This is a genomic window from Microbacterium sp. BR1, assembly GCF_002812725.1.
Lineage (GTDB): Bacteria > Actinomycetota > Actinomycetes > Actinomycetales > Microbacteriaceae > Microbacterium.
The window spans coordinates 304405-322282 of the sequence record NZ_NMUN01000002.1 but is presented as its reverse complement, the minus strand read 5'-3'; the positions used below and the strand labels follow the sequence as shown (position 1 = coordinate 322282).

The 17878-nt window shown below is 63.7% G+C and carries 21 protein-coding genes; 4 read left to right on the top strand and 17 right to left on the bottom strand.

Going from position 1 to position 17878, the window contains the following annotated elements:
- Positions 1-27 precede the first annotated feature (27 nt).
- Together sul1 and CGU35_RS02215 are read right to left on the bottom strand one after the other, a co-directional pair.
- Positions 28-867, bottom strand: coding sequence for a sulfonamide-resistant dihydropteroate synthase Sul1 (gene sul1, locus CGU35_RS02220; protein WP_000259031.1), 840 nt, complete (start codon positions 865-867; stop codon positions 28-30).
- On the bottom strand, positions 861-1208 hold the full coding sequence (locus CGU35_RS02215) for a quaternary ammonium compound efflux SMR transporter QacE delta 1 (protein WP_000679427.1): 348 nt from the start codon (positions 1206-1208) through the stop codon (positions 861-863). The genes sul1 and CGU35_RS02215 overlap by 7 nt, the downstream gene beginning before the upstream one ends.
- A 243-nt stretch (positions 1209-1451) precedes the next feature.
- Between CGU35_RS02215 and intI1 the strand changes: the two genes are divergently transcribed.
- Positions 1452-2465, top strand: coding sequence for a class 1 integron integrase IntI1 (intI1, locus tag CGU35_RS02210; RefSeq protein WP_000845048.1), 1014 nt, complete (start codon positions 1452-1454; stop codon positions 2463-2465).
- Between the two features lie 284 nt (positions 2466-2749).
- The gene (locus CGU35_RS02200) at positions 2750-3382 is read left to right on the top strand and encodes a recombinase family protein (RefSeq protein WP_036299198.1); all 633 of its coding nucleotides are present in this window, start codon (positions 2750-2752) and stop codon (positions 3380-3382) included.
- On the opposite strand, the gene CGU35_RS02195 is transcribed toward CGU35_RS02200, so the two are convergent.
- From CGU35_RS02195 to CGU35_RS02175, 5 genes are all read right to left on the bottom strand, one after another.
- Entirely contained in the window at positions 3365-4333 is a 969-nt protein-coding gene (locus CGU35_RS02195) for a hypothetical protein (protein ID WP_011600628.1), read from the bottom strand. The two genes, CGU35_RS02200 and CGU35_RS02195, sit on opposite strands and share 18 nt — an antisense overlap.
- 185 nt (positions 4334-4518) lie before the next feature.
- Positions 4519-5756, bottom strand: a protein-coding gene (locus CGU35_RS02190) for an IS3 family transposase (RefSeq protein WP_100809984.1) whose coding sequence is annotated in 2 segments (ribosomal slippage) — positions 4519-5471 and positions 5471-5756 — 1239 coding nt in all. Because the reading frame shifts where the segments join, the coding sequence is not laid out codon by codon here.
- A gap of 45 nt (positions 5757-5801) precedes the next feature.
- Positions 5802-6083, bottom strand: a complete 282-nt coding sequence (locus CGU35_RS02185; RefSeq protein ID WP_100809983.1) for a hypothetical protein — start codon at positions 6081-6083, stop codon at positions 5802-5804.
- A 42-nt stretch (positions 6084-6125) separates the two neighbouring features.
- Entirely contained in the window at positions 6126-6557 is a 432-nt protein-coding gene (locus tag CGU35_RS02180) for an OmpA family protein (RefSeq protein WP_011600626.1), read from the bottom strand.
- Positions 6558-6571: 14 nt separating this feature from the next.
- Positions 6572-6820, bottom strand: coding sequence for a TraX family protein (locus tag CGU35_RS02175; protein ID WP_269800302.1), 249 nt, complete (start codon positions 6818-6820; stop codon positions 6572-6574).
- Positions 6821-6931: 111 nt separating this feature from the next.
- Between CGU35_RS02175 and CGU35_RS02170 the strand changes: the two genes are divergently transcribed.
- A complete protein-coding gene (locus CGU35_RS02170) occupies positions 6932-8401 on the top strand; it encodes an IS1182 family transposase (RefSeq protein WP_036294992.1) in 1470 nt (489 codons plus the stop codon).
- Between the two features lie 136 nt (positions 8402-8537).
- On the opposite strand, the gene CGU35_RS02165 is transcribed toward CGU35_RS02170, so the two are convergent.
- The 4 genes from CGU35_RS02165 to CGU35_RS02150 all read right to left on the bottom strand — a co-directional run bounded on the left by CGU35_RS02165 (position 8538) and on the right by CGU35_RS02150 (position 12123).
- Complete coding sequence (locus CGU35_RS02165; RefSeq protein ID WP_100809982.1) at positions 8538-9434, bottom strand: hypothetical protein; 897 nt, start codon at positions 9432-9434, stop codon at positions 8538-8540.
- A 313-nt stretch (positions 9435-9747) separates the two neighbouring features.
- On the bottom strand, positions 9748-10233 hold the full coding sequence (locus tag CGU35_RS02160; protein WP_100809981.1) for a hypothetical protein: 486 nt from the start codon (positions 10231-10233) through the stop codon (positions 9748-9750).
- 311 nt (positions 10234-10544) lie between these two features.
- Positions 10545-11378 (bottom strand): DUF4238 domain-containing protein, encoded by an 834-nt coding sequence (locus CGU35_RS02155; protein WP_100809980.1) that lies wholly within the window; start codon positions 11376-11378, stop codon positions 10545-10547.
- 283 nt (positions 11379-11661) lie between these two features.
- Positions 11662-12123 carry a hypothetical protein gene (locus tag CGU35_RS02150; RefSeq protein ID WP_146048096.1) on the bottom strand — a complete coding sequence of 154 codons (462 nt, stop codon included), beginning with the start codon at positions 12121-12123 and terminating at the stop codon, positions 11662-11664.
- A gap of 415 nt (positions 12124-12538) precedes the next feature.
- Between CGU35_RS02150 and CGU35_RS02145 the strand changes: the two genes are divergently transcribed.
- Positions 12539-12766 carry an RNA-binding S4 domain-containing protein gene (locus CGU35_RS02145; protein ID WP_100809978.1) on the top strand — a complete coding sequence of 76 codons (228 nt, stop codon included), beginning with the start codon at positions 12539-12541 and terminating at the stop codon, positions 12764-12766.
- A gap of 15 nt (positions 12767-12781) precedes the next feature.
- On the opposite strand, the gene CGU35_RS02140 is transcribed toward CGU35_RS02145, so the two are convergent.
- From CGU35_RS02140 to CGU35_RS02115, 6 genes are all read right to left on the bottom strand, one after another.
- Positions 12782-13438: a histidine phosphatase family protein gene (locus CGU35_RS02140; RefSeq protein ID WP_100809977.1), complete on the bottom strand. Its 657-nt coding sequence runs from the start codon at positions 13436-13438 to the stop codon at positions 12782-12784.
- A 68-nt stretch (positions 13439-13506) separates the two neighbouring features.
- Positions 13507-14250, bottom strand: a complete 744-nt coding sequence (locus CGU35_RS02135) for a cytochrome c biogenesis CcdA family protein (RefSeq protein ID WP_100809976.1) — start codon at positions 14248-14250, stop codon at positions 13507-13509.
- A 27-nt stretch (positions 14251-14277) separates the two neighbouring features.
- Positions 14278-14769, bottom strand: a complete 492-nt coding sequence (locus CGU35_RS02130) for a thioredoxin family protein (protein ID WP_157813871.1) — start codon at positions 14767-14769, stop codon at positions 14278-14280.
- Between the two features lie 182 nt (positions 14770-14951).
- Entirely contained in the window at positions 14952-15833 is an 882-nt protein-coding gene (locus CGU35_RS02125) for a CPBP family intramembrane glutamic endopeptidase (RefSeq protein ID WP_157813870.1), read from the bottom strand.
- 135 nt (positions 15834-15968) lie between these two features.
- A complete protein-coding gene (locus tag CGU35_RS02120; RefSeq protein WP_100809973.1) occupies positions 15969-16643 on the bottom strand; it encodes a response regulator in 675 nt (224 codons plus the stop codon).
- The gene (locus tag CGU35_RS02115; RefSeq protein ID WP_100809972.1) at positions 16640-17863 is read right to left on the bottom strand and encodes a sensor histidine kinase; all 1224 of its coding nucleotides are present in this window, start codon (positions 17861-17863) and stop codon (positions 16640-16642) included. The genes CGU35_RS02120 and CGU35_RS02115 overlap by 4 nt, the downstream gene beginning before the upstream one ends.
- Between the last annotated feature and the right edge of the window lie 15 nt (positions 17864-17878).

Here is a 17878-nt window from a genome sequence, read left to right as displayed (position 1 = left end):
CGCTAGCGGGCGGCCGGAAGGTGAATGCTAGGCATGATCTAACCCTCGGTCTCTGGCGTCGCGACTGCGAAATTTCGCGAGGGTTTCCGAGAAGGTGATTGCGCTTCGCAGATCTCCAGGCGCGTGGGTGCGGACGTAGTCAGCGCCATTGCCGATCGCGTGAAGTTCCGCCGCAAGGCTCGCTGGACCCAGATCCTTTACAGGAAGGCCAACGGTGGCGCCCAAGAAGGATTTCCGCGACACCGAGACCAATAGCGGAAGCCCCAACGCCGACTTCAGCTTTTGAAGGTTCGACAGCACGTGCAGCGATGTTTCCGGTGCGGGGCTCAAGAAAAATCCCATCCCCGGATCGAGGATGAGCCGGTCGGCAGCGACCCCGCTCCGTCGCAAGGCGGAAACCCGCGCCTCGAAGAACCGCACAATCTCGTCGAGCGCGTCTTCGGGTCGAAGGTGACCGGTGCGGGTGGCGATGCCATCCCGCTGCGCTGAGTGCATAACCACCAGCCTGCAGTCCGCCTCAGCAATATCGGGATAGAGCGCAGGGTCAGGAAATCCTTGGATATCGTTCAGGTAGCCCACGCCGCGCTTGAGCGCATAGCGCTGGGTTTCCGGTTGGAAGCTGTCGATTGAAACACGGTGCATCTGATCGGACAGGGCGTCTAAGAGCGGCGCAATACGTCTGATCTCATCGGCCGGCGATACAGGCCTCGCGTCCGGATGGCTGGCGGCCGGTCCGACATCCACGACGTCTGATCCGACTCGCAGCATTTCGATCGCCGCGGTGACAGCGCCGGCGGGGTCTAGCCGCCGGCTCTCATCGAAGAAGGAGTCCTCGGTGAGATTCAGAATGCCGAACACCGTCACCATGGCGTCGGCCTCCGCAGCGACTTCCACGATGGGGATCGGGCGAGCAAAAAGGCAGCAATTATGAGCCCCATACCTACAAAGCCCCACGCATCAAGCTTTTGCCCATGAAGCAACCAGGCAATGGCTGTAATTATGACGACGCCGAGTCCCGACCAGACTGCATAAGCAACACCGACAGGGATGGATTTCAGAACCAGAGAAAGAAAATAAAATGCGATGCCATAACCGATTATGACAACGGCGGAAGGGGCAAGCTTAGTAAAGCCCTCGCTAGATTTTAATGCGGATGTTGCGATTACTTCGCCAACTATTGCGATAACAAGAAAAAGCCAGCCTTTCATGATATATCTCCCAATTTGTGTAGGGCTTATTATGCACGCTTAAAAATAATAAAAGCAGACTTGACCTGATAGTTTGGCTGTGAGCAATTATGTGCTTAGTGCATCTAACTTTGTTTTAGGGCGACTGCCCTGCTGCGTAACATCGTTGCTGCTCCATAACATCAAACATCGACCCACGGCGTAACGCGCTTGCTGCTTGGATGCCCGAGGCATAGACTGTACAAAAAACAGTCATAACAAGCCATGAAAACCGCCACTGCGCCGTTACCACCGCTGCGTTCGGTCAAGGTTCTGGACCAGTTGCGTGAGCGCATACGCTACTTGCATTACAGCTTACGAACCGAACAGGCTTATGTCCACTGGGTTCGTGCCTTCATCCGTTTCCACGGTGTGCGTCACCCGGCAACCTTGGGCAGCAGCGAAGTCGAGGCATTTCTGTCCTGGCTGGCGAACGAGCGCAAGGTTTCGGTCTCCACGCATCGTCAGGCATTGGCGGCCTTGCTGTTCTTCTACGGCAAGGTGCTGTGCACGGATCTGCCCTGGCTTCAGGAGATCGGAAGACCTCGGCCGTCGCGGCGCTTGCCGGTGGTGCTGACCCCGGATGAAGTGGTTCGCATCCTCGGTTTTCTGGAAGGCGAGCATCGTTTGTTCGCCCAGCTTCTGTATGGAACGGGCATGCGGATCAGTGAGGGTTTGCAACTGCGGGTCAAGGATCTGGATTTCGATCACGGCACGATCATCGTGCGGGAGGGCAAGGGCTCCAAGGATCGGGCCTTGATGTTACCCGAGAGCTTGGCACCCAGCCTGCGCGAGCAGCTGTCGCGTGCACGGGCATGGTGGCTGAAGGACCAGGCCGAGGGCCGCAGCGGCGTTGCGCTTCCCGACGCCCTTGAGCGGAAGTATCCGCGCGCCGGGCATTCCTGGCCGTGGTTCTGGGTTTTTGCGCAGCACACGCATTCGACCGATCCACGGAGCGGTGTCGTGCGTCGCCATCACATGTATGACCAGACCTTTCAGCGCGCCTTCAAACGTGCCGTAGAACAAGCAGGCATCACGAAGCCCGCCACACCGCACACCCTCCGCCACTCGTTCGCGACGGCCTTGCTCCGCAGCGGTTACGACATTCGAACCGTGCAGGATCTGCTCGGCCATTCCGACGTCTCTACGACGATGATTTACACGCATGTGCTGAAAGTTGGCGGTGCCGGAGTGCGCTCACCGCTTGATGCGCTGCCGCCCCTCACTAGTGAGAGGTAGGGCAGCGCAAGTCAATCCTGGCGGATTCACTACCCCTGCGCGAAGGCCATCGGTGCCGCATCGAACGGCCGGTTGCGGAAAGTCCTCCCTGCGTCCGCTGATGGCCGGCAGCAGCCCGTCGTTGCCTGATGGATCCAACCCCTCCGCTGCTATAGTGCAGTCGGCTTCTGACGTTCAGTGCAGCCGTCTTCTGAAAACGACATTTGAACCGGGAACCTTCCCTTTTTGGCTAGGCGTGAAACAATGGTCATTTTCCCTATACCCAAAATGACCAGGAGGCCCGCATGAAAGTCGCACGCATCTACCTGCGCGTGAGCACGGAGGAACAAGACCTAAGCCGGCAGGATGCCATCGTGGAGAGCACGAAGGCGGCCGGCTTTTACGTCGCCGGCATCTACCGCGAGAAAGCCAGCGGCGCACGCGCCGATCGCGCCGAGCTGCTGCGCCTGATTGCCGACCTGCAACCTGGTGAAGTCGTGGTTGCGGAGAAGATCGACCGAATCAGCCGCTTGCCGCTGGCCGAGGCCGAACGCCTGGTGGCCTCGATCCGGGCCAAGGGCGCCAGGCTAGCCGTGCCTGGTGTGGTGGATTTGACGGAGCTGGCCGCCGAGGCGAAGGGCGTGGCCAAGGTTGTTCTGGAATCCGTCCAGGACATGCTTTTGAAGCTGGCGTTGCAGATCGCACGCGATGACTACGAGGATCGGCGCGAGCGTCAGCGGCAAGGCGTGGAGCTGGCCAAGCAGGCCGGCCGCTACACCGGCCGTAAGGCCGACACACTGGCGCATGATCGGATCATTGCGCTGCGCACTGCTGGGCATAGCATCGCGGAAACGGCGAAACTGGCCAGGTGCAGCGAAAGTCAGGTCAAAAGAGTGTGGGCATTGCACAAAGCCGTGGCGTCAAAGCGTACAGGTTGATGACGCGCGGATGGTATCGGCCCAAGGCAATAATGCCGGCATCGAGCGGGGCAGGGGGGTTTGCATTGCCTGTTCGATCCAGCAGCTTGTGTAGTGCGCGGCATCACCGCTGGAACGCTTTTCAAGGAGATCGGTAATAAGTTGGTCGGCGCTGGGTTCGGTCATTCGCCAAAAGCCGACAGTAAAGCTATCTGCCAAGGCTTCACGCCATACTTGCGATGGAAGCCGTGACGCGGCCTCTAGGTGCTGTTCCAGAGTCACCGCGCTAACAGCCGCACCAGGAGCGATAGAGCGGGTGCCGATATCGCGGCCTGTAAAGCTGGGCATATCGCGGGAAACGTCCAGACAGTGCGCAAGTTCATGCACCATAACCCCTTTAATCCAAGGGGTGGGATCGGAGCCGGTGAAGCCTTTTAGGACATTCGCCGGATTCAAGACCAGATCACAGTAGCCAGGCCCTACGTACATAAGCGCCGGGATCGAGTGTGGTAGTGCAACGGTGTTCGTGTTCCAACCAGACACAGCGGATGAAAGCACGACATGCACACCGTAATGTTCAAGCGCAAACTTTTTAAGGAAGGGGAAGCCGTCCGCGTCGGCCACAAAGGCGCTGCGGGCGGCAGCGTATCGCTCGCTTGAAACTCGTTCTAGCGCAATGCCAGACAGCAGAGCTATGGCATAGGTCAAAACAGGAATCAGGGCGACGGAAAGACCGATTCCGATACGGCGTTCTATCGGATTTCCCGTTCTCACAATCCAGGGTTGTCTGGAAGCCCATAAGCCAGCCGCAACAGCTAAGGCAAACCACAGGCCGCCGAACAACATCCAGTCATTGCCGACTGCCCTGCCAGCTAGAGCAACAAGTGATACCAATGCTACCCATGCCAGCGGGGCTAGTACGTCCAATATCGCAGAAATGTTAAGCGGATGATTCTTTCGCTTAATGTCCATGATCGGCGGCCGTTTCCTTGCTGGGCTAGAACGTCGCGTCTTTCAAAGAGATTGCGCAGCCGTTGAAGTCATAGGACACGTCCGTAATGACACCGGAGGCGCGGGCCGTCTTGCCGACTGTCAACGCGGTGACGTTGGCCTTGTTGTCGGTGCCGGCGTGAATTGAATCGGCCTGACTTTCGTTCCTATCGGGAGCCTTGTCCAGCAGGTGCCGGATTGGCTGATTCCAGGTCAGCGTAGTACGCGTCTTCGACCTCGATCGGGGTGCGCATGTCGAGCTCGCCGTGGAGGCGCTGATTGTTCCACCACCACACGTACTCAAGGGTTGCTAGCTCGACCTGCTCGACGGTTCGCCAGGGGCCGCGCTGACGGATCAGCTCGGTCTTGTAGAGACCGTTGACCGCCTCCGCGAGGGCGTTGTCGAACGAGTCGCCGACGGTCCCGGTGGAGGGTTTCGCGCCGAGTTCCTCGATCCGATCGGTGTAGACCACGGCGAGGTAGTTCGATCCGTGATCGGCGTGATGAACCAGGCCGTCGAGGCGTCCGCCGGCGTCCCAGGCGGCCATATCGAGCGCCCGTAGTGGCAGGATGTCGGACTTGAGCGTGGCTGCGACGTTCCAGCCCACGATGCGACGCGAATAGACATCGGTGACGAACGCGACATACGCGAACCCGGACCATGTTGCGACGTATGTCACGTCAGCGACCCAGAGGCGGCGCGGGCCGGGGGCAGTGAACCGGCGTTGCACGAGATCCTTCGGCTTCTCCGCTGCCGGGTCGGACTTCGTCGTGAACATCCGCTTGGACCGCTTCACGCCCTCCACCCCGGCGAGCCGCATGAGCCGTTCGGTCTGATCGCGACCGATCTCCCACCCTTGCCGCCGCATGAGTGCGTGCATCTTCCGGCGTCCGTAGACGCCGTAGTTCTCCGCATGTAGGCGAGCGACCTCCGGCACCAGCAGGTCGTCGCGCAGCTGCCTCGCTGACGCCGCACGGCTGACAGCGGCGCGGTAGCCGCGCGCGGTGAGGAAGCCCTGGACTGCCGGTTTGAGGACCCGGCAGATGAGCTCGACCCCGAAACGATCCCTGTGTTCATCGATGAACCGGACCATCTCGGTCAGGGGCGGTCGAGCTCCTTCGCGAAAAACACGCTCGCAGCCTTGAGGATCTCGTTGGCCTTGCGCAGTTCGGCGTTCTCCTTCTGCAGCCGCTTGATCTCCACCGCCGCGTCCGTCGTCAGCCCGGGCTTGACACCGGCGTCGACCTCGGCCCGGCGCTGCCACAGTCGCAACGTCTCCGGGCTCATCCCCAGCAGCCCAGCCACATGCCTAACCGCGCTCATCATCGTCGGGTGCGACGGCCGCGTCTCCGCGAGCATCCGCAACGCCCGCTCACGCATCTCCGGCGAATACTTCCTGTTCATCGTGTTCCATCCTTGCTTGAAGAACGGAACGAAAGTCAGGCCGATTCAAATCGACACTTGGCCAGCTTTCAACAGCACGCGATAGTGAGGCTGGAAGCCTTCATTGACTGACCGGACTTCGCCAGTCATGGCCAGGCCCTTACCGACATACGTGCTATTGGCTTGCACCTGGTTGTTCTTCGCCGCTTGGCAAATCTGCGGCAGCGTATCCGTCACCATGACCGGGGCCGTGGCCTTTTGAATGTCCTTGGCGACCTGATCCAGCGCGGCGCAACCGGCAAGGGCCAGGATCGGCAAAGCAAGAGCTAGGCGGTTTATAGATTTCATGCAGCAAACTCCTTATCAGTGAAAAAAGTGGACGGCCCGTGCCTAGAACATGGGCACGTAGATCAATTCGATTTCAACACGTTGGTTCTGGTAGCGCCCTTCGGGCGTGATGTTCTCGGTCACGTAGTCGGCGGCCGACGCGAAATTCACCATGATCTTGAGCGGCGACACGCCACGATCCACCAGGTACTTGCGCGCCGACAAGGCACGCTTCAATGCCAGGATTTCATCGCGGGCGCTGGGCCGGTTCGTACTGGTGCGGCCGTTGACATAGATCATCGAGGCGGCGCGGGCGTCAGCAAGGACGGCGGCCACGTCCGCCGGCGGCTGGAACGTGGTGCTGCTGTCCGGGAAGGAAACCATCACCATCGAGGAAACAGGCGTGCTATGGGCGGTGCCGTAGTCGGCGGCCAGCGCGCCTTGCGCGAAGATCATGGACGCCAAGGAAATGGCCAGGAAGAACGCTTTACGCATCGGACAGACTCCAATCAAAAGAATAGGTATCCGGCCTTGCTCATGGGAATGCGGATCAACCAGAGCGCAGCCAGGTGCAGCGGGTAATAGGCATAGAAAGCCCAGCGCAGGCGCGGCATGGACAGATCAATGCGAGAGGCGACCAGGAGCAGCGGCAACACCGCCAAGGCCCACAGGTTGCGATTGATGAACCAGAGCGCGGCCAGGGCCAGCAGCGCGACCGCCGCGGCTGTCCAGGTGGGGCGCTTGCAATAAGACCAGATCCACCCGGCCCCGTTGCATGGCCCAAAACCCTAGGTGCGTGGGTCAGATCCTTCCGTTAACGCGCCGGGGTGAATCCGGTGGATAGCGCGGGGTGCTGGGAGAATCGATTCATGACGGTGACTGCCAGCCTGGAGGGTCTGTTCGAGGTCGAGCCGGGTGAGGCGCGGGCGCCGGGATCGGCTGCACCGGCGGGTGCGGGCAAGACGTTCCGTGGGTATGACCAGGGGCAGTGTTTCCTGCTCCCGCCGAGTCTGGATGACTGGCTGGACGAGGATGATGAGGCCCGGTTCATCTCCGAGGTCGTCGAAGAGCTCTTGGATCTGACGCCGGTCTACGCGTCGTACGCGTCCGCCTCGGGTGCGCCTCCGTATGACCCGCGGATGATGTTGAAGCTGCTGCTGTTCGCGTACGCGACGGGCGTGACCTCGTCTCGTGAGTTGGAGCGGCGCTGCAAGCGCGATATCGCCTTCCGGTGGCTGTCGGGCAACCAGGCGCCCGACTACCGGTCGCTGGCCCGGTTTCGTCGGCGTCACCTGGATGCCCTGCCGGGGTTGTTCCTGCAGGTGCTGCGGGTCTGCGCGGAGGCGGGGCTGGTGCGGTTGGGGCGGGTCGCGCTGGATGGCACGAAGCTGGCTGCGAACGCGTCGCGGCATAAGGCGATGAGCTATGACCGGATCGTGCCGAAGATCGATCAGCTCCAAGCCGAGGTCGCTGCGCTGCTCGCCGAGGCGGAGGCGGTCGATGAGGCCGAGGATCAGCAGTTCGGCCAGGACCGGCGCGGGGACGAGGTCGCCCCGGAGCTGGCCCGCCGTGAGGGGCGCCTGGCAAAACTACGTGCCGCGAAGGACGCGATCGAGGCCGACGCCGCCGAGAAGGCGGCAGCCGTGGCGCGGAAGAAGGCCGACGCCGCCGGTCAGCCCCCTGAGCAGGCCGACGCGGCCGTCGCGACTGCGGTGGACACGGCGGCGCCGAAGCCGAAAGCGCAACGCAATTTCACCGATCCTGAGGCGCGGATGATGAAGACGGTCCGCGGCTTCGATTACGCGTTCAACGCGCAGGCCGTTGTCGATGAGGGCCACCAGATCGTGTTGAGCGCCGAGGTCACCCAGCAGGCCACCGATATCCAGCAGTTCGTCCCGATGGCCGAGCAGACCCTACGGAACCTCGACGCGGCAGGAATCGAGCGTTCCCCAGAGGTCGTCCTCGCTGACGCGGGCTACTGCTCGGAAGCCAACCTCGAAGCCGCCGACGATCTGGACGCACAGGTGTTGATCGCGACGGGACGGCAACGTCACGGCGAGAGCTTCCCTACCGCCGGCGCCCCGGACCCGGCCCCAGAGGACGCGAGCCGGCGGGAGCGGATGGCGCACGCGCTGCGCACCGAGCAGGGCCGCACCGACTACGCGCGCCGCAAAGCCATCGTTGAACCCGCGTTCGGGCAGATGAAGACCCGGCAAAACGCCGGACAGCTCCGGCTACGCGGACTCGCCGGCGCCCAAGGCGAATGGCTACTCCACACGATCTGCCACAACCTCCGCAAGCTCCGCGTCGCTACAGCCGCCGGGCTGGCGCCCGCATAGGCCTCCCCAGGGGTCCCTGGGCGTCACAGCACGCACCGACAGTCGCCACGAGCCCCTCGCCGTGCGATCCCGCACGCTCTCACACCGCAACGGCCCGCCCGTTCCCGTTCGCGACCGTCAGCGCGCGATGCCAGAGTCAACGCCGCGCGCCACGCCACCCGATTCTGACCCGCGCACCTAGGAATTCCCGTGTCGCATCGATGACCTCATCACCGAGCGGCGTAGGTCCAATCGTCACGGAGCGGATGGGAAGCGGGCCAGCCTTCGTGAGGTATCTGTCGTTCGCGTACCGCTGATTCTCACCATTGAGGGCGGAGAGTTCAATGAATGGCGTGACCCCGAATCGTCCTTCGTAGTGGTAAACGAACTTCCAGCGGGGAGCCACTTCGAGGATCATCCTCGCTTCCCGCTCATCTTTGAAGGCAGGGTGTTTCAGCTCGAGCATCTTGATGTCAGCGAGTTCGTGCCATGGCAGGAACATGTCGGTGAGCGCGTGCTTGGGCTTCTCCGCCAGCTTGGCGATCCTGTCCACCCGCTGATCCACACCGGCCGTGTCGTAACGAACTTTCCGCCACGGGACCGCTTCGATGTGCAGCTGGTCAGGGTCCTGAACGATGTAGCCGTCTTCGTCGCGCTCGATCTCGTGTCCGGCTGGAGGGTGCGGGTGGGTTTTCTCCTTGCTTCGCTCAACGGGGAGAAGGTCAACAGTGGCGTCCAGCTCGATGGCGTATGAGACCCTGCCGCCATAGCCTCGCCAAACAGTCAGTAAGTCCGGCTTTCGGGCCGCACAGAGAAGGAAGAGGTCAAGTCCTCGCCGTTCGGCGTACTCCATGAGCTCATCGAAGCGCGCCTGATAAGGGGCTGGAACGGAGTCACGGCGCTTCTCGGCTGCGGCTTTCAGTAGGCCGGTCGCATAGTCAGCTTCTCTGGAGTCGTTGAGATGCCGAAACGACGTTGCTCGGAGCTTGTCGTGCGTGACGATCCCCTCCAGCCCGCGACCGTCCGTGTAATGCCAGATCGAGTTCAATGTCATCGCATACCCCAGGGTCAGACGGCGTTACCGGTCGGCGTGCCCAGCGCTTCAGCGCAATCCTAGAGAGCCTTCAGCCCAGATGGCTCGGCGGTCCGACGACCTGTCTCAATACCTGTAGCGAAGCTACGATTCCCGCCGCATCGACCCCCTTTCGCCGACAGATCATCAATCCCGGAGTTCTCTCGGAGGCGCCCTGTTCATGGGCAGCCTTCGAGGGTGGCTCTAACTGCGCACGGTCTTGGGCGAAGCACCTGCCGCACACGCACCCCAAGGGTTAACGCCTGCTCTTACTCCTGGCGATCATGGTCGCCGATCATGCTCCTGCGCGTTGCTCGTCCAGCATCTCCTGCAGCGCCTGTCGGATGGATCTCCCGAGAGCTATGTGTATGCGTCGAATCCATTGCGTCGCGGCCTGGGCATCGTCATCGCCGGTCCCGAGGAACTCAAGCAGTCTGGGATTGTCATACTCGCGCTGGTAGTGAAAGACCTGATTGCGAAAGCGGCGAAGGCGATCGACGCGGTCGTCGCTGAGCAGCAAGTCGACGTCCGAGTCGGCGAGCCCAGCTTTTCGCCAGCCTTCGATCACGATGTAAACGGTCGCGTACCAAAAGCTCATGGCGATTTGGTCGTCCAGCGCGGTGACGAAGTCAACTTCACCTGGCGACCGTTCACGCGTGACCCGCTTCATGAACACGTCGCGCTGGAAGTCCGCGTTGAGGAAGTACTTGTGCAGGGACAACAACGCCTCGAATTGCTTGCGGGTTGCATCGTGATCGGCTGCATCGTGATCGTCGGTCATGCTCCGACCTTAAGGCGCGAAAGTTAAGGCCCTGCTCACCGCTGCGCCGGTGCAAAGAGGCCCCAACCCCTTGACCATCACCGTCGAGTCAGAAGGTTTGGGACCCGATCAGTCGAGGCGATCGGACACATCGCCATGAGTCGCGGCACCAACTCATCCCGCCCGCTGAGGGATCCGTGCGACCCAGGCGGAGCAGCAGGCCAGGTTCAAGGTCGAGAGTCAGAATTGAGGACCGGACGCCCGGCTCGGGCCGATTTGTAGGTCTCACGGATACGCGTTGTGCCCGTCCCGTCGACCTCCGCCGATACTGATCAGCTGGCGGAGATGTCATCGATTCGATTGAAGACGCGAACTGTTTTGGGCAGTCCGGCGCCGGTGGGCTCCGGCTGGTGCGACCACATCTCTGTAACGAAGCTGGTGATGACGGGGGCTTCCGGGGTGTCGATGACCACGGTCGACTCCATCGCAACTTTCGTTGTGAGGAGGCGCCCAATGTCGCGCACCTCATCGTCGTCGGCATTCTGGTTGCCGAAAACGACCATCGCGTCCGGCGACAACGGCATCGCGACATACGTCCGCTCTGTGTCCGCATCGGGGCGCAGCGTGAGCGCGTGGACGCCGGCATCGCCGAGCAACATCGGCCCGACGCGGAAGACCTGTGTGATGCGAGGCAACAGCTGCGCGTTGACCGACAAGAGCTGCCGCCGCGCGTCCTTGAGTTGCTCACGGTCCATTAACGTTGCGAGTTGCGCCAGGGGCGCGGTTGCGCCGTCCGCGTTGCCCCAGTTGGCAGGGTTTGGCGCCATTATGGCGTTCCCGCCGTAGACACCATGCTCGTCAACTGCTGAGCCGCGAAGCGCGGGGTACCGGTCGTGCATGAGTACGGTGTACTCCCGGACGGCGCGCCACTCGTCGTCTGTCGGAGCGCTCGAGAAGTCGAGCAGTCGTCGCAGCGCCCGACTGAAGGCGTCCTCCACTTTCCCATAGGCCGCCTCGAGCGCCGGGTCGTTGAGCCCTTGTTCGGCGGCAACCTTTTTGCCCACCTCGATCACTTTGGGTTTCCTACCGCGCTGCAGCATGCTGACCCGATGGTTCGTGGCCCATTGGCGCATGTGCGCCCGGCTGATGTAGTGGTCGAAGGGCATCCCCACGCGAGCCGTTCCTCTCTTGTCTCGTCCGACGGGATTGCTCTTCAGACTCGCCGCAGTTGTGGTTTCTGTCGGTCGCTACGCGCGCCACTTCCTACGCTCGTGTGGGAATAGGTTGGGCGGGGCCATTCAGGGAGCTCTTCGAGGTGTGCACGGTGATTTTCCCACCGGTCTGGATATCGCTATAACCGACCCCTGCGTTCATCGCACAGGTGGGGGAGCTGGAATTCCAGCGATCCATCCAGCAAGATCATTCCCCTATCTTCGACCGCTCGTCTCCCTATGGGGCGTGGCGCTCGAGGTACGCTGCGCCCTCCTCCGGGCTCCCGGCCCACGTGAGCTCATTCTCCTCGTGATCCAGCACTTGCCAGCCGCCTCGGTTGGTGGAGGGGACGAGGTATCCCACGATGACGCCGTTGTCCGCCCACTTCACGTGGAGCGCATCAGTCCCAATCTTCTTCTCGACAGCGAGCCGCCCGTAGACGTGGCGCCCCGGGACTGAGCTACGGACACCGGAGCGCGGAGCCGGAGTCGGCGCCGAGGCGGGCTTGGGCTTCCAGGACAGGACTACCCATGCCACGAAGAAGATGACGGCGCCGGCGATCAGCCACCACGTCCACGGGTAAGGGATGAACGAGAAGCCGTTCTTCGCCCAGTCCTGGAACGGCAGCACAACAAGGTAGACCGCGCCGCACACTGATGCCGCCGCCCAGCAGATCGTCGCGGCCAGCTGTTTCGTCACGGGCACGAGCGTAACCGAGGGCACCGCCGCGACAGCAATGGACCGCTTCCGCGCCCTGCACGAACAGCGATCGAAGACGCACGCCGCCGTGCCCTCAGCGTGCATCGCCCGGATAGGGATCCCTCAGCGGAGACGCCGTCCACGTCTTCGCCACGGCTGTGATGTCTCGGGACTGTGATCTATCAGGACATCGGTGACGGTTTGCCCACATTTTGCCCACACTTGATCGAGATTCACCCCGATCGAACCGGTTTCAGCCCCGCCGAGGCAAGCGAAAATTCCGCATAATGACGCGGTTTTCCCCGAATCTCGCGACGCGGCCAAAACCGCCCGCCTGAGTTCGACTCCCGCCGTCGCGTCTCCGGGGGGACGCCAGAGGCAGCCCTCACCGCACGGCGTCGGCTAGCATTCCGGCATGACGAATCCGGCTCCGATCGAAGACATCCCGATCGGCAGTGAGATGATTCGCCTCGGCCCGTTCATGAAGTTCGCGGGGCTGCTCGACTCCGGCGGGAACGTGAAAGAGGCCATCATCGACGGCTTCGTGAGCGTGAACGGCGAAGTCGAACGCCGACGCGGACGCCAGCTGCAGATCGGTGACATCGTCGCGTTCGGCGGGAGCAGCGTCCGCGTCTGCCCGTAGAGCCGCGACCCGGAATCAGGATTCAGACGGCACCATCGGCAGCGCCAGCCCGTAGTTCCAGGACAGGATCGCGGGCTGCTCGCGGTAGTAGCTCAGCACCGACACCGACCCGGCATCCAGCGTGATCTGAGCACCGAAACGGGGGGCCATCCGCAGATACACCGCCGTCAGGATCCGCAAGAAGTGGCCGTGCGCGACCAGCGCGACATCCCCCTCGACCATCGCGGGCAGCACCCGCGTGAGCACGCGAGACGCGCGCCCCGCGACCTCTTCGACCGTCTCGCCGGGGGTCTGACCGCGGACGACCCCGTGGGTGAAGGCGCTCCAGTCGTAGCCGAGCTCGGCACGGATGTCGCGCGTCGTGCGACCCTCGTATCCGCCGTAGTCCCATTCGACGAGAAGCGGATCGACCTCAGCCTTCAGCCCGGCCAGCTCCGCGGTGCGTCGCGCGCGCTCCAGCGGCGACGTCAGGATGAGCGAGAAGTCGTAGTCGGCGACCAGCTCCCCCGCCCCGCGAGCGAGATCTTCGCCGTGTGCGGTGAGCGGAATATCCGTCAGACCCGTATGCCTGCCGAGCTTCGACCACTCCGTCTCGCCGTGGCGAAGGAGAACGAGCTTGCCCGAGGGGTTGTCGGGGGCGGGGCGATCGGGCAGCGGATCGTTGGTGGGCACACCGCAACCCTAGAGCCCAACACGATCCGAGGATGCGCCGAGAGCCGACGAGAACGCGCGGCCGGCCGTCAACCGACGCCGAGGATCTCTTCCAGGCGCGCGATCGGGTCGTAGAGGCCCGCATCGAGGATCCACGTCTGAAGCTGCTTGTCGAAGCCGATGATCACGGCCACTCCCACGAGGACGAACAGGATGCCGATGATGCGGCGGAACCATCCGTTCGGGTTGGCGAGCCAGCCGAGGCGCCGCACGAGCCCCCGACCGAGCAGGGCGATGAGCAGAAGCATCCCGGCCAGTCCGATCGCGTACGCGACGATGTACACAACACCCTCCGCGAACGACACCGGCAGCACGGCCGCAACGATCAGCGCATAGGTGGGGCTGCAACTCGAGAAGACCGGCCCGAGAGCCGCGCCCGTCAGGATGTCGCCGCCCGCGCCCCGCCGTCGCATCGACCGATCCAGCATGTCGCCACTGCGGGATTGCAGCCGCATCCGCGTCGACAGTCGATCCCAGAGCACCGGAAAGATCATGTCGATGCCGAGCAGAAGGATGATTCCGCCCGAGATCACCTGCCAGACCTGGGGTGGTACACCCAACAGAGCAGTGGTTGCCTTCAGCAGAAGGGTGAACAGGACGATGCTGACGACGAGCGAACCGACGATGAGGAACGGACGCCAGCGCGCGCGGCGCTCATCATCACCGCCGCGCACCACCGCGCCACCCACCACGACCGGGAGGAGCGGCAACACGCAGGGAGCCGCAACCGTGAGGATCCCAGCCACGAATGCGAGGCCCAGGGTCGCAGTCACCGTTCCGCCTTCGACCGGGACATCCGGCTACGGCGCCGCGGCGACGAGTGACTCGATGGACGGATCGTCGTAGAGCACGGTGCTCGAGAGGAGTTCACCCTCGTCGTCGACGAAGACGACGGTCGTCTGCAACGTCACGCCGTACTTCTGGCGCAGGTCCGAGCGCGAGTCGTAGTCGACCTTGAAGACGGTGAGCCCGTCGGGTGCACCCTCCGCTCGCAGCTGATCGTCGAGTTTGCGGCACTGCGGGCACCACGGGGCGTGGAAGAAGAGGACCTTCGCGCCCTCCGTCTGCTCGATGACCCCGTCTTCGTAGTCCTCGTAGGCGCCCGCCGTCGATGGAGCCGGGGCATCCGATTCCTCGGCAGTGTCCGGCGCGGTCGACGCGGGGGCCTCCCCGGACGCCGATTGCTCGGCGGATCCCTGATCGGCTGTCGAATCCGATGCGGCGGGAGCGCAGGCCGACAAGAGAAGGGCCCCGAGAAGCAGGGGCGTCCACACGAGCCGACGGTTGAACATGGCATCCATCCTCATCCCGGGCCTCCGTGCCCGATTCTCCAACGGTAGCCATCTCCAGAGGCACCAGGCCCGTTTGATGGTTACGAGATGGCGACGGTCCGCGGATCGCTAGCCAGGTATCTCGCCACGCCTCACCTCGTATGTGAAGTCTCCCGAATACCCGTAGATCTCACCGATCACGGTCACGTCGGCGAGTGCCGCGCGCCCGCACCGAGTTGTCCACGCGTGACCGCGACGAGCACGATCGCCGTGAGTCCGAATCCGATGAGCACGGGAAGGAGTCCGTATTCGTTGAAGATCGGCGCGGGGAAGAGCGGAGCGGCAACCCGGTTCGCGAAGGTGTTGAACGATGCGTGCATCAGAATCATGATCAGCAGGCTGCCGCCGACGTGGTTGAAGACCCAGGTCATGATGACGGTGAGCGCGATGATCATCGCACCGAACATCACGATGTTGGCGACGGTGGGAGGAGTCCATACACCGCTCCAGAACAGCGGGAGGTGCCACGCCGCCCACACCGCGCCCAGGATGAGGCTCCCCCACAGCGGGCCGTGCCGCTGCTGCAGGCGCGGCAGCGCGAAGCCTCGCCAACCGGGCTCCTCCCCGAGTGGACCGCCGAGGAAGAACGTCAGAACGAACGCCATCGGATAGGCGGCCAGCGCGACGAAGGCCGCGGGGTCGAACCAGGGCAACGCGCCGGGGACGAGCACGGCACCGAGCAGCACGATGAGCGGGATTCCGAGGAGAACGAATGCGTACCACACCACGCCGACCCGCCATCGGACGAACCGTCGCAACAGCCCGGCGACGCCTGGGGCGCCCTCGATCAACGCCGTGACGACGAATGCCCCGAGCATGGGACCGAACGTGGCGGCGATGATCGCGATCGCGACGACGGGCGCGGGAAACGGCGCGATGAATCCCTGCGCTGAAAGCGCCACCGGCACCTCGATGAGCCACGAGAATCCGAAGGCGACGAGAAGATAGCAGGCGAGGGGGTGGCGCTGCGCGATACCGCGCGCTCCGGCTCGCGGTGTGCGCGTCGTATCGTCGGTGATCGCCATCCTGCGTTCCTCTCCGGGCACGCCCATGGCGCGTGACGCGCTCAGTTTGGCATCAGCACCCCTCGCTGCGCTATCCGGACGCCGCGCGCGATCCGGGACGTGCGCGGCCCGATGCTCTTGTCCCAGAACCCCGGGCTATTCGCGCGGAACCACGAGCCCCGATTCATAGGCCGCGACGACCGCTTGCGCTCGGTCACGCAGGTCGAGCTTGTTGAGCATGCGGCTGACGTGGCTCTTCACGGTCTGCTCGGCGAGCACGAGTTCACCGGCGATCTCTCGGTTCGAGAGGCCGCGCGCGACGAGCGTGAGCACATCGCGCTCGCGGGGAGTCAGCGCGTCGAGCGATACGGGCTGCGCCGGCGGCGTCATGGTGCGCACGAAGTGCTCGATCACCCGCTTCGTGACGGCGGGGTCGAGCAGAGCGTCGCCCCGCGACACGACCCGAACCGCGGCGGCGAGGTCATCCGGGAGGGCGTCCTTGAGAAGGAACCCACTGGCCCCCGCTCGCATCGCCTCGTAGACATAGTCATCGATATCGAATGTGGTGAGCATCAGGATGCGTGGGAGTGAACCGTGCCTGGCCGCTTCGTGCTCAGAAAGGATGCGGCGCGTCGCCTCGATGCCGTCGAGATGGGGCATCCGAACGTCCATCAGGATCACGTCCGGTCGCAGCGCTCGCGACAGTTCTAGAGCCTGAAGCCCGTCCGCTGCCTCCCCGATCACCTGGATGTCGTCGGTCGCATCGAGCAGGGCCGCGAAGCCCGCGCGCACCATGGCCTGGTCGTCGGCGATCAGGACGCGGATGCTCACTTTCGCTCCGTTTCGGTCGGGGCGCGCAGAGGAAGGACGGCGTGTATCTCGTATCCGCCATCTCCTGTCGGGCCGAACGACAGGGTGCCGTTGACGATGGCCGCACGCTCCCGCATACCGAGCAGGCCGCTGCTCTCGGTGTTCGCTGCGGCGCGATGACTCGCCTGATCCGCGCCCGAAAGATCCGTTCCGCGTTGATTCGTGATCCGGAGGTCGAGGTTCTGGTCGCGGTGCACGCGCACCTCGGCGGCGGCCCCACGGGTATGCCGGCGGACATTGCTCAGCGCCTCTTGCACGATGCGGTAGGCGCTGAGTCCGACCGCCTCATCGATTCCGTCGTCGGAGAGGGCGTCGGCCCCCAGCAGCCGAACCTGGAGCCCGGAGCGCCGTGCCTGCGCCACCAATTCGACGATGCCCGACAGGCCGGGTTGGGGGGTGCGAGCGACCGGGGCATCCGGCTCGCGCAGAACCCCGAGGAGCGAGCGCATCTCGGTCAGTGCCTTGCGGCTCAGAGCAGCGATCTCGTCGAACTCGTGCCGTGTCGGTGCGTCCACGTGGGGTAGGCGTGCGTGCGCGCTCGTGGCCTGGACGGTGATGGTCGACATGCTGTGCGCGACGATGTCGTGCAGCTCGCGGGCGATCCGCGTCTTCTCCTCGGCGACCAGCCGACGCGCGCGCTCGTCCTCGGTGAGACGCCGCTCACGCTGCAGCTGCCGTCCGACTGCCTGCCACTCTCGCGCCAGGATGCCGACGGCGAGCGCGATCCCCCCGATGCAGCTGAAGATCACGAGGTTCCCGGCCACCGATTCCTGATCGCGCGACGGCACGACGAGAAGCGCCAGCACACCCGAGAGCGCGACGACCCCGATCAATGTCCCGGCGCCGAGCAGCCAGCTGGCGCGATATCCCAGAGCGGCCACGACCAGCATCTGGGTGATCATCGTCGTCACCGCCCACGGCCAGGGCGCCTCTCCGGCGTGGGCGGAACCCATGATCACCAGTGCCCCGGCGATCGAGAGCATCGCGGCGACTCGAGGGCGGATCAGCGCGAGGGGAAGCGACGCGACCTGGGCGAGCACCCCGACGAACAGCACCAGCAGGAGCCCGTCGTAGAGGCTGGCACCCAGGGCGACCGAGACCACGACGAGGACGATCGCCGCCGCTGCCGCCGCAATGCGCAACCACGCCTCGCGGCGGCGGGAGAGCCTGGGGGTCACCATGCCGAAAATGGTACG

Bases quoted from the DNA above. Each gene is read 5' to 3' on its own strand.
- sul1 (WP_000259031.1), bottom strand. From the start codon at position 867: ATGGTGACGGTGTTCGGCATTCTGAATCTCACCGAGGACTCCTTCTTC.
- CGU35_RS02215 (WP_000679427.1), bottom strand. From the start codon at position 1,208: ATGAAAGGCTGGCTTTTTCTTGTTATCGCAATAGTTGGCGAAGTAATC.
- intI1 (WP_000845048.1), top strand. From the start codon at position 1,452: ATGAAAACCGCCACTGCGCCGTTACCACCGCTGCGTTCGGTCAAGGTT.
- CGU35_RS02200 (WP_036299198.1), top strand. From the start codon at position 2,750: ATGAAAGTCGCACGCATCTACCTGCGCGTGAGCACGGAGGAACAAGAC.
- CGU35_RS02195 (WP_011600628.1), bottom strand. From the start codon at position 4,333: ATGGACATTAAGCGAAAGAATCATCCGCTTAACATTTCTGCGATATTG.
- CGU35_RS02185 (WP_100809983.1), bottom strand. From the start codon at position 6,083: ATGAAATCTATAAACCGCCTAGCTCTTGCTTTGCCGATCCTGGCCCTT.
- CGU35_RS02180 (WP_011600626.1), bottom strand. From the start codon at position 6,557: ATGCGTAAAGCGTTCTTCCTGGCCATTTCCTTGGCGTCCATGATCTTC.
- CGU35_RS02170 (WP_036294992.1), top strand. From the start codon at position 6,932: ATGACGGTGACTGCCAGCCTGGAGGGTCTGTTCGAGGTCGAGCCGGGT.
- CGU35_RS02165 (WP_100809982.1), bottom strand. From the start codon at position 9,434: ATGACATTGAACTCGATCTGGCATTACACGGACGGTCGCGGGCTGGAG.
- CGU35_RS02160 (WP_100809981.1), bottom strand. From the start codon at position 10,233: ATGACCGACGATCACGATGCAGCCGATCACGATGCAACCCGCAAGCAA.
- CGU35_RS02155 (WP_100809980.1), bottom strand. From the start codon at position 11,378: ATGCCCTTCGACCACTACATCAGCCGGGCGCACATGCGCCAATGGGCC.
- CGU35_RS02145 (WP_100809978.1), top strand. From the start codon at position 12,539: ATGACGAATCCGGCTCCGATCGAAGACATCCCGATCGGCAGTGAGATG.
- CGU35_RS02130 (WP_157813871.1), bottom strand. From the start codon at position 14,769: ATGTTCAACCGTCGGCTCGTGTGGACGCCCCTGCTTCTCGGGGCCCTT.
- CGU35_RS02125 (WP_157813870.1), bottom strand. From the start codon at position 15,833: ATGGCGATCACCGACGATACGACGCGCACACCGCGAGCCGGAGCGCGC.
- CGU35_RS02115 (WP_100809972.1), bottom strand. From the start codon at position 17,863: ATGGTGACCCCCAGGCTCTCCCGCCGCCGCGAGGCGTGGTTGCGCATT.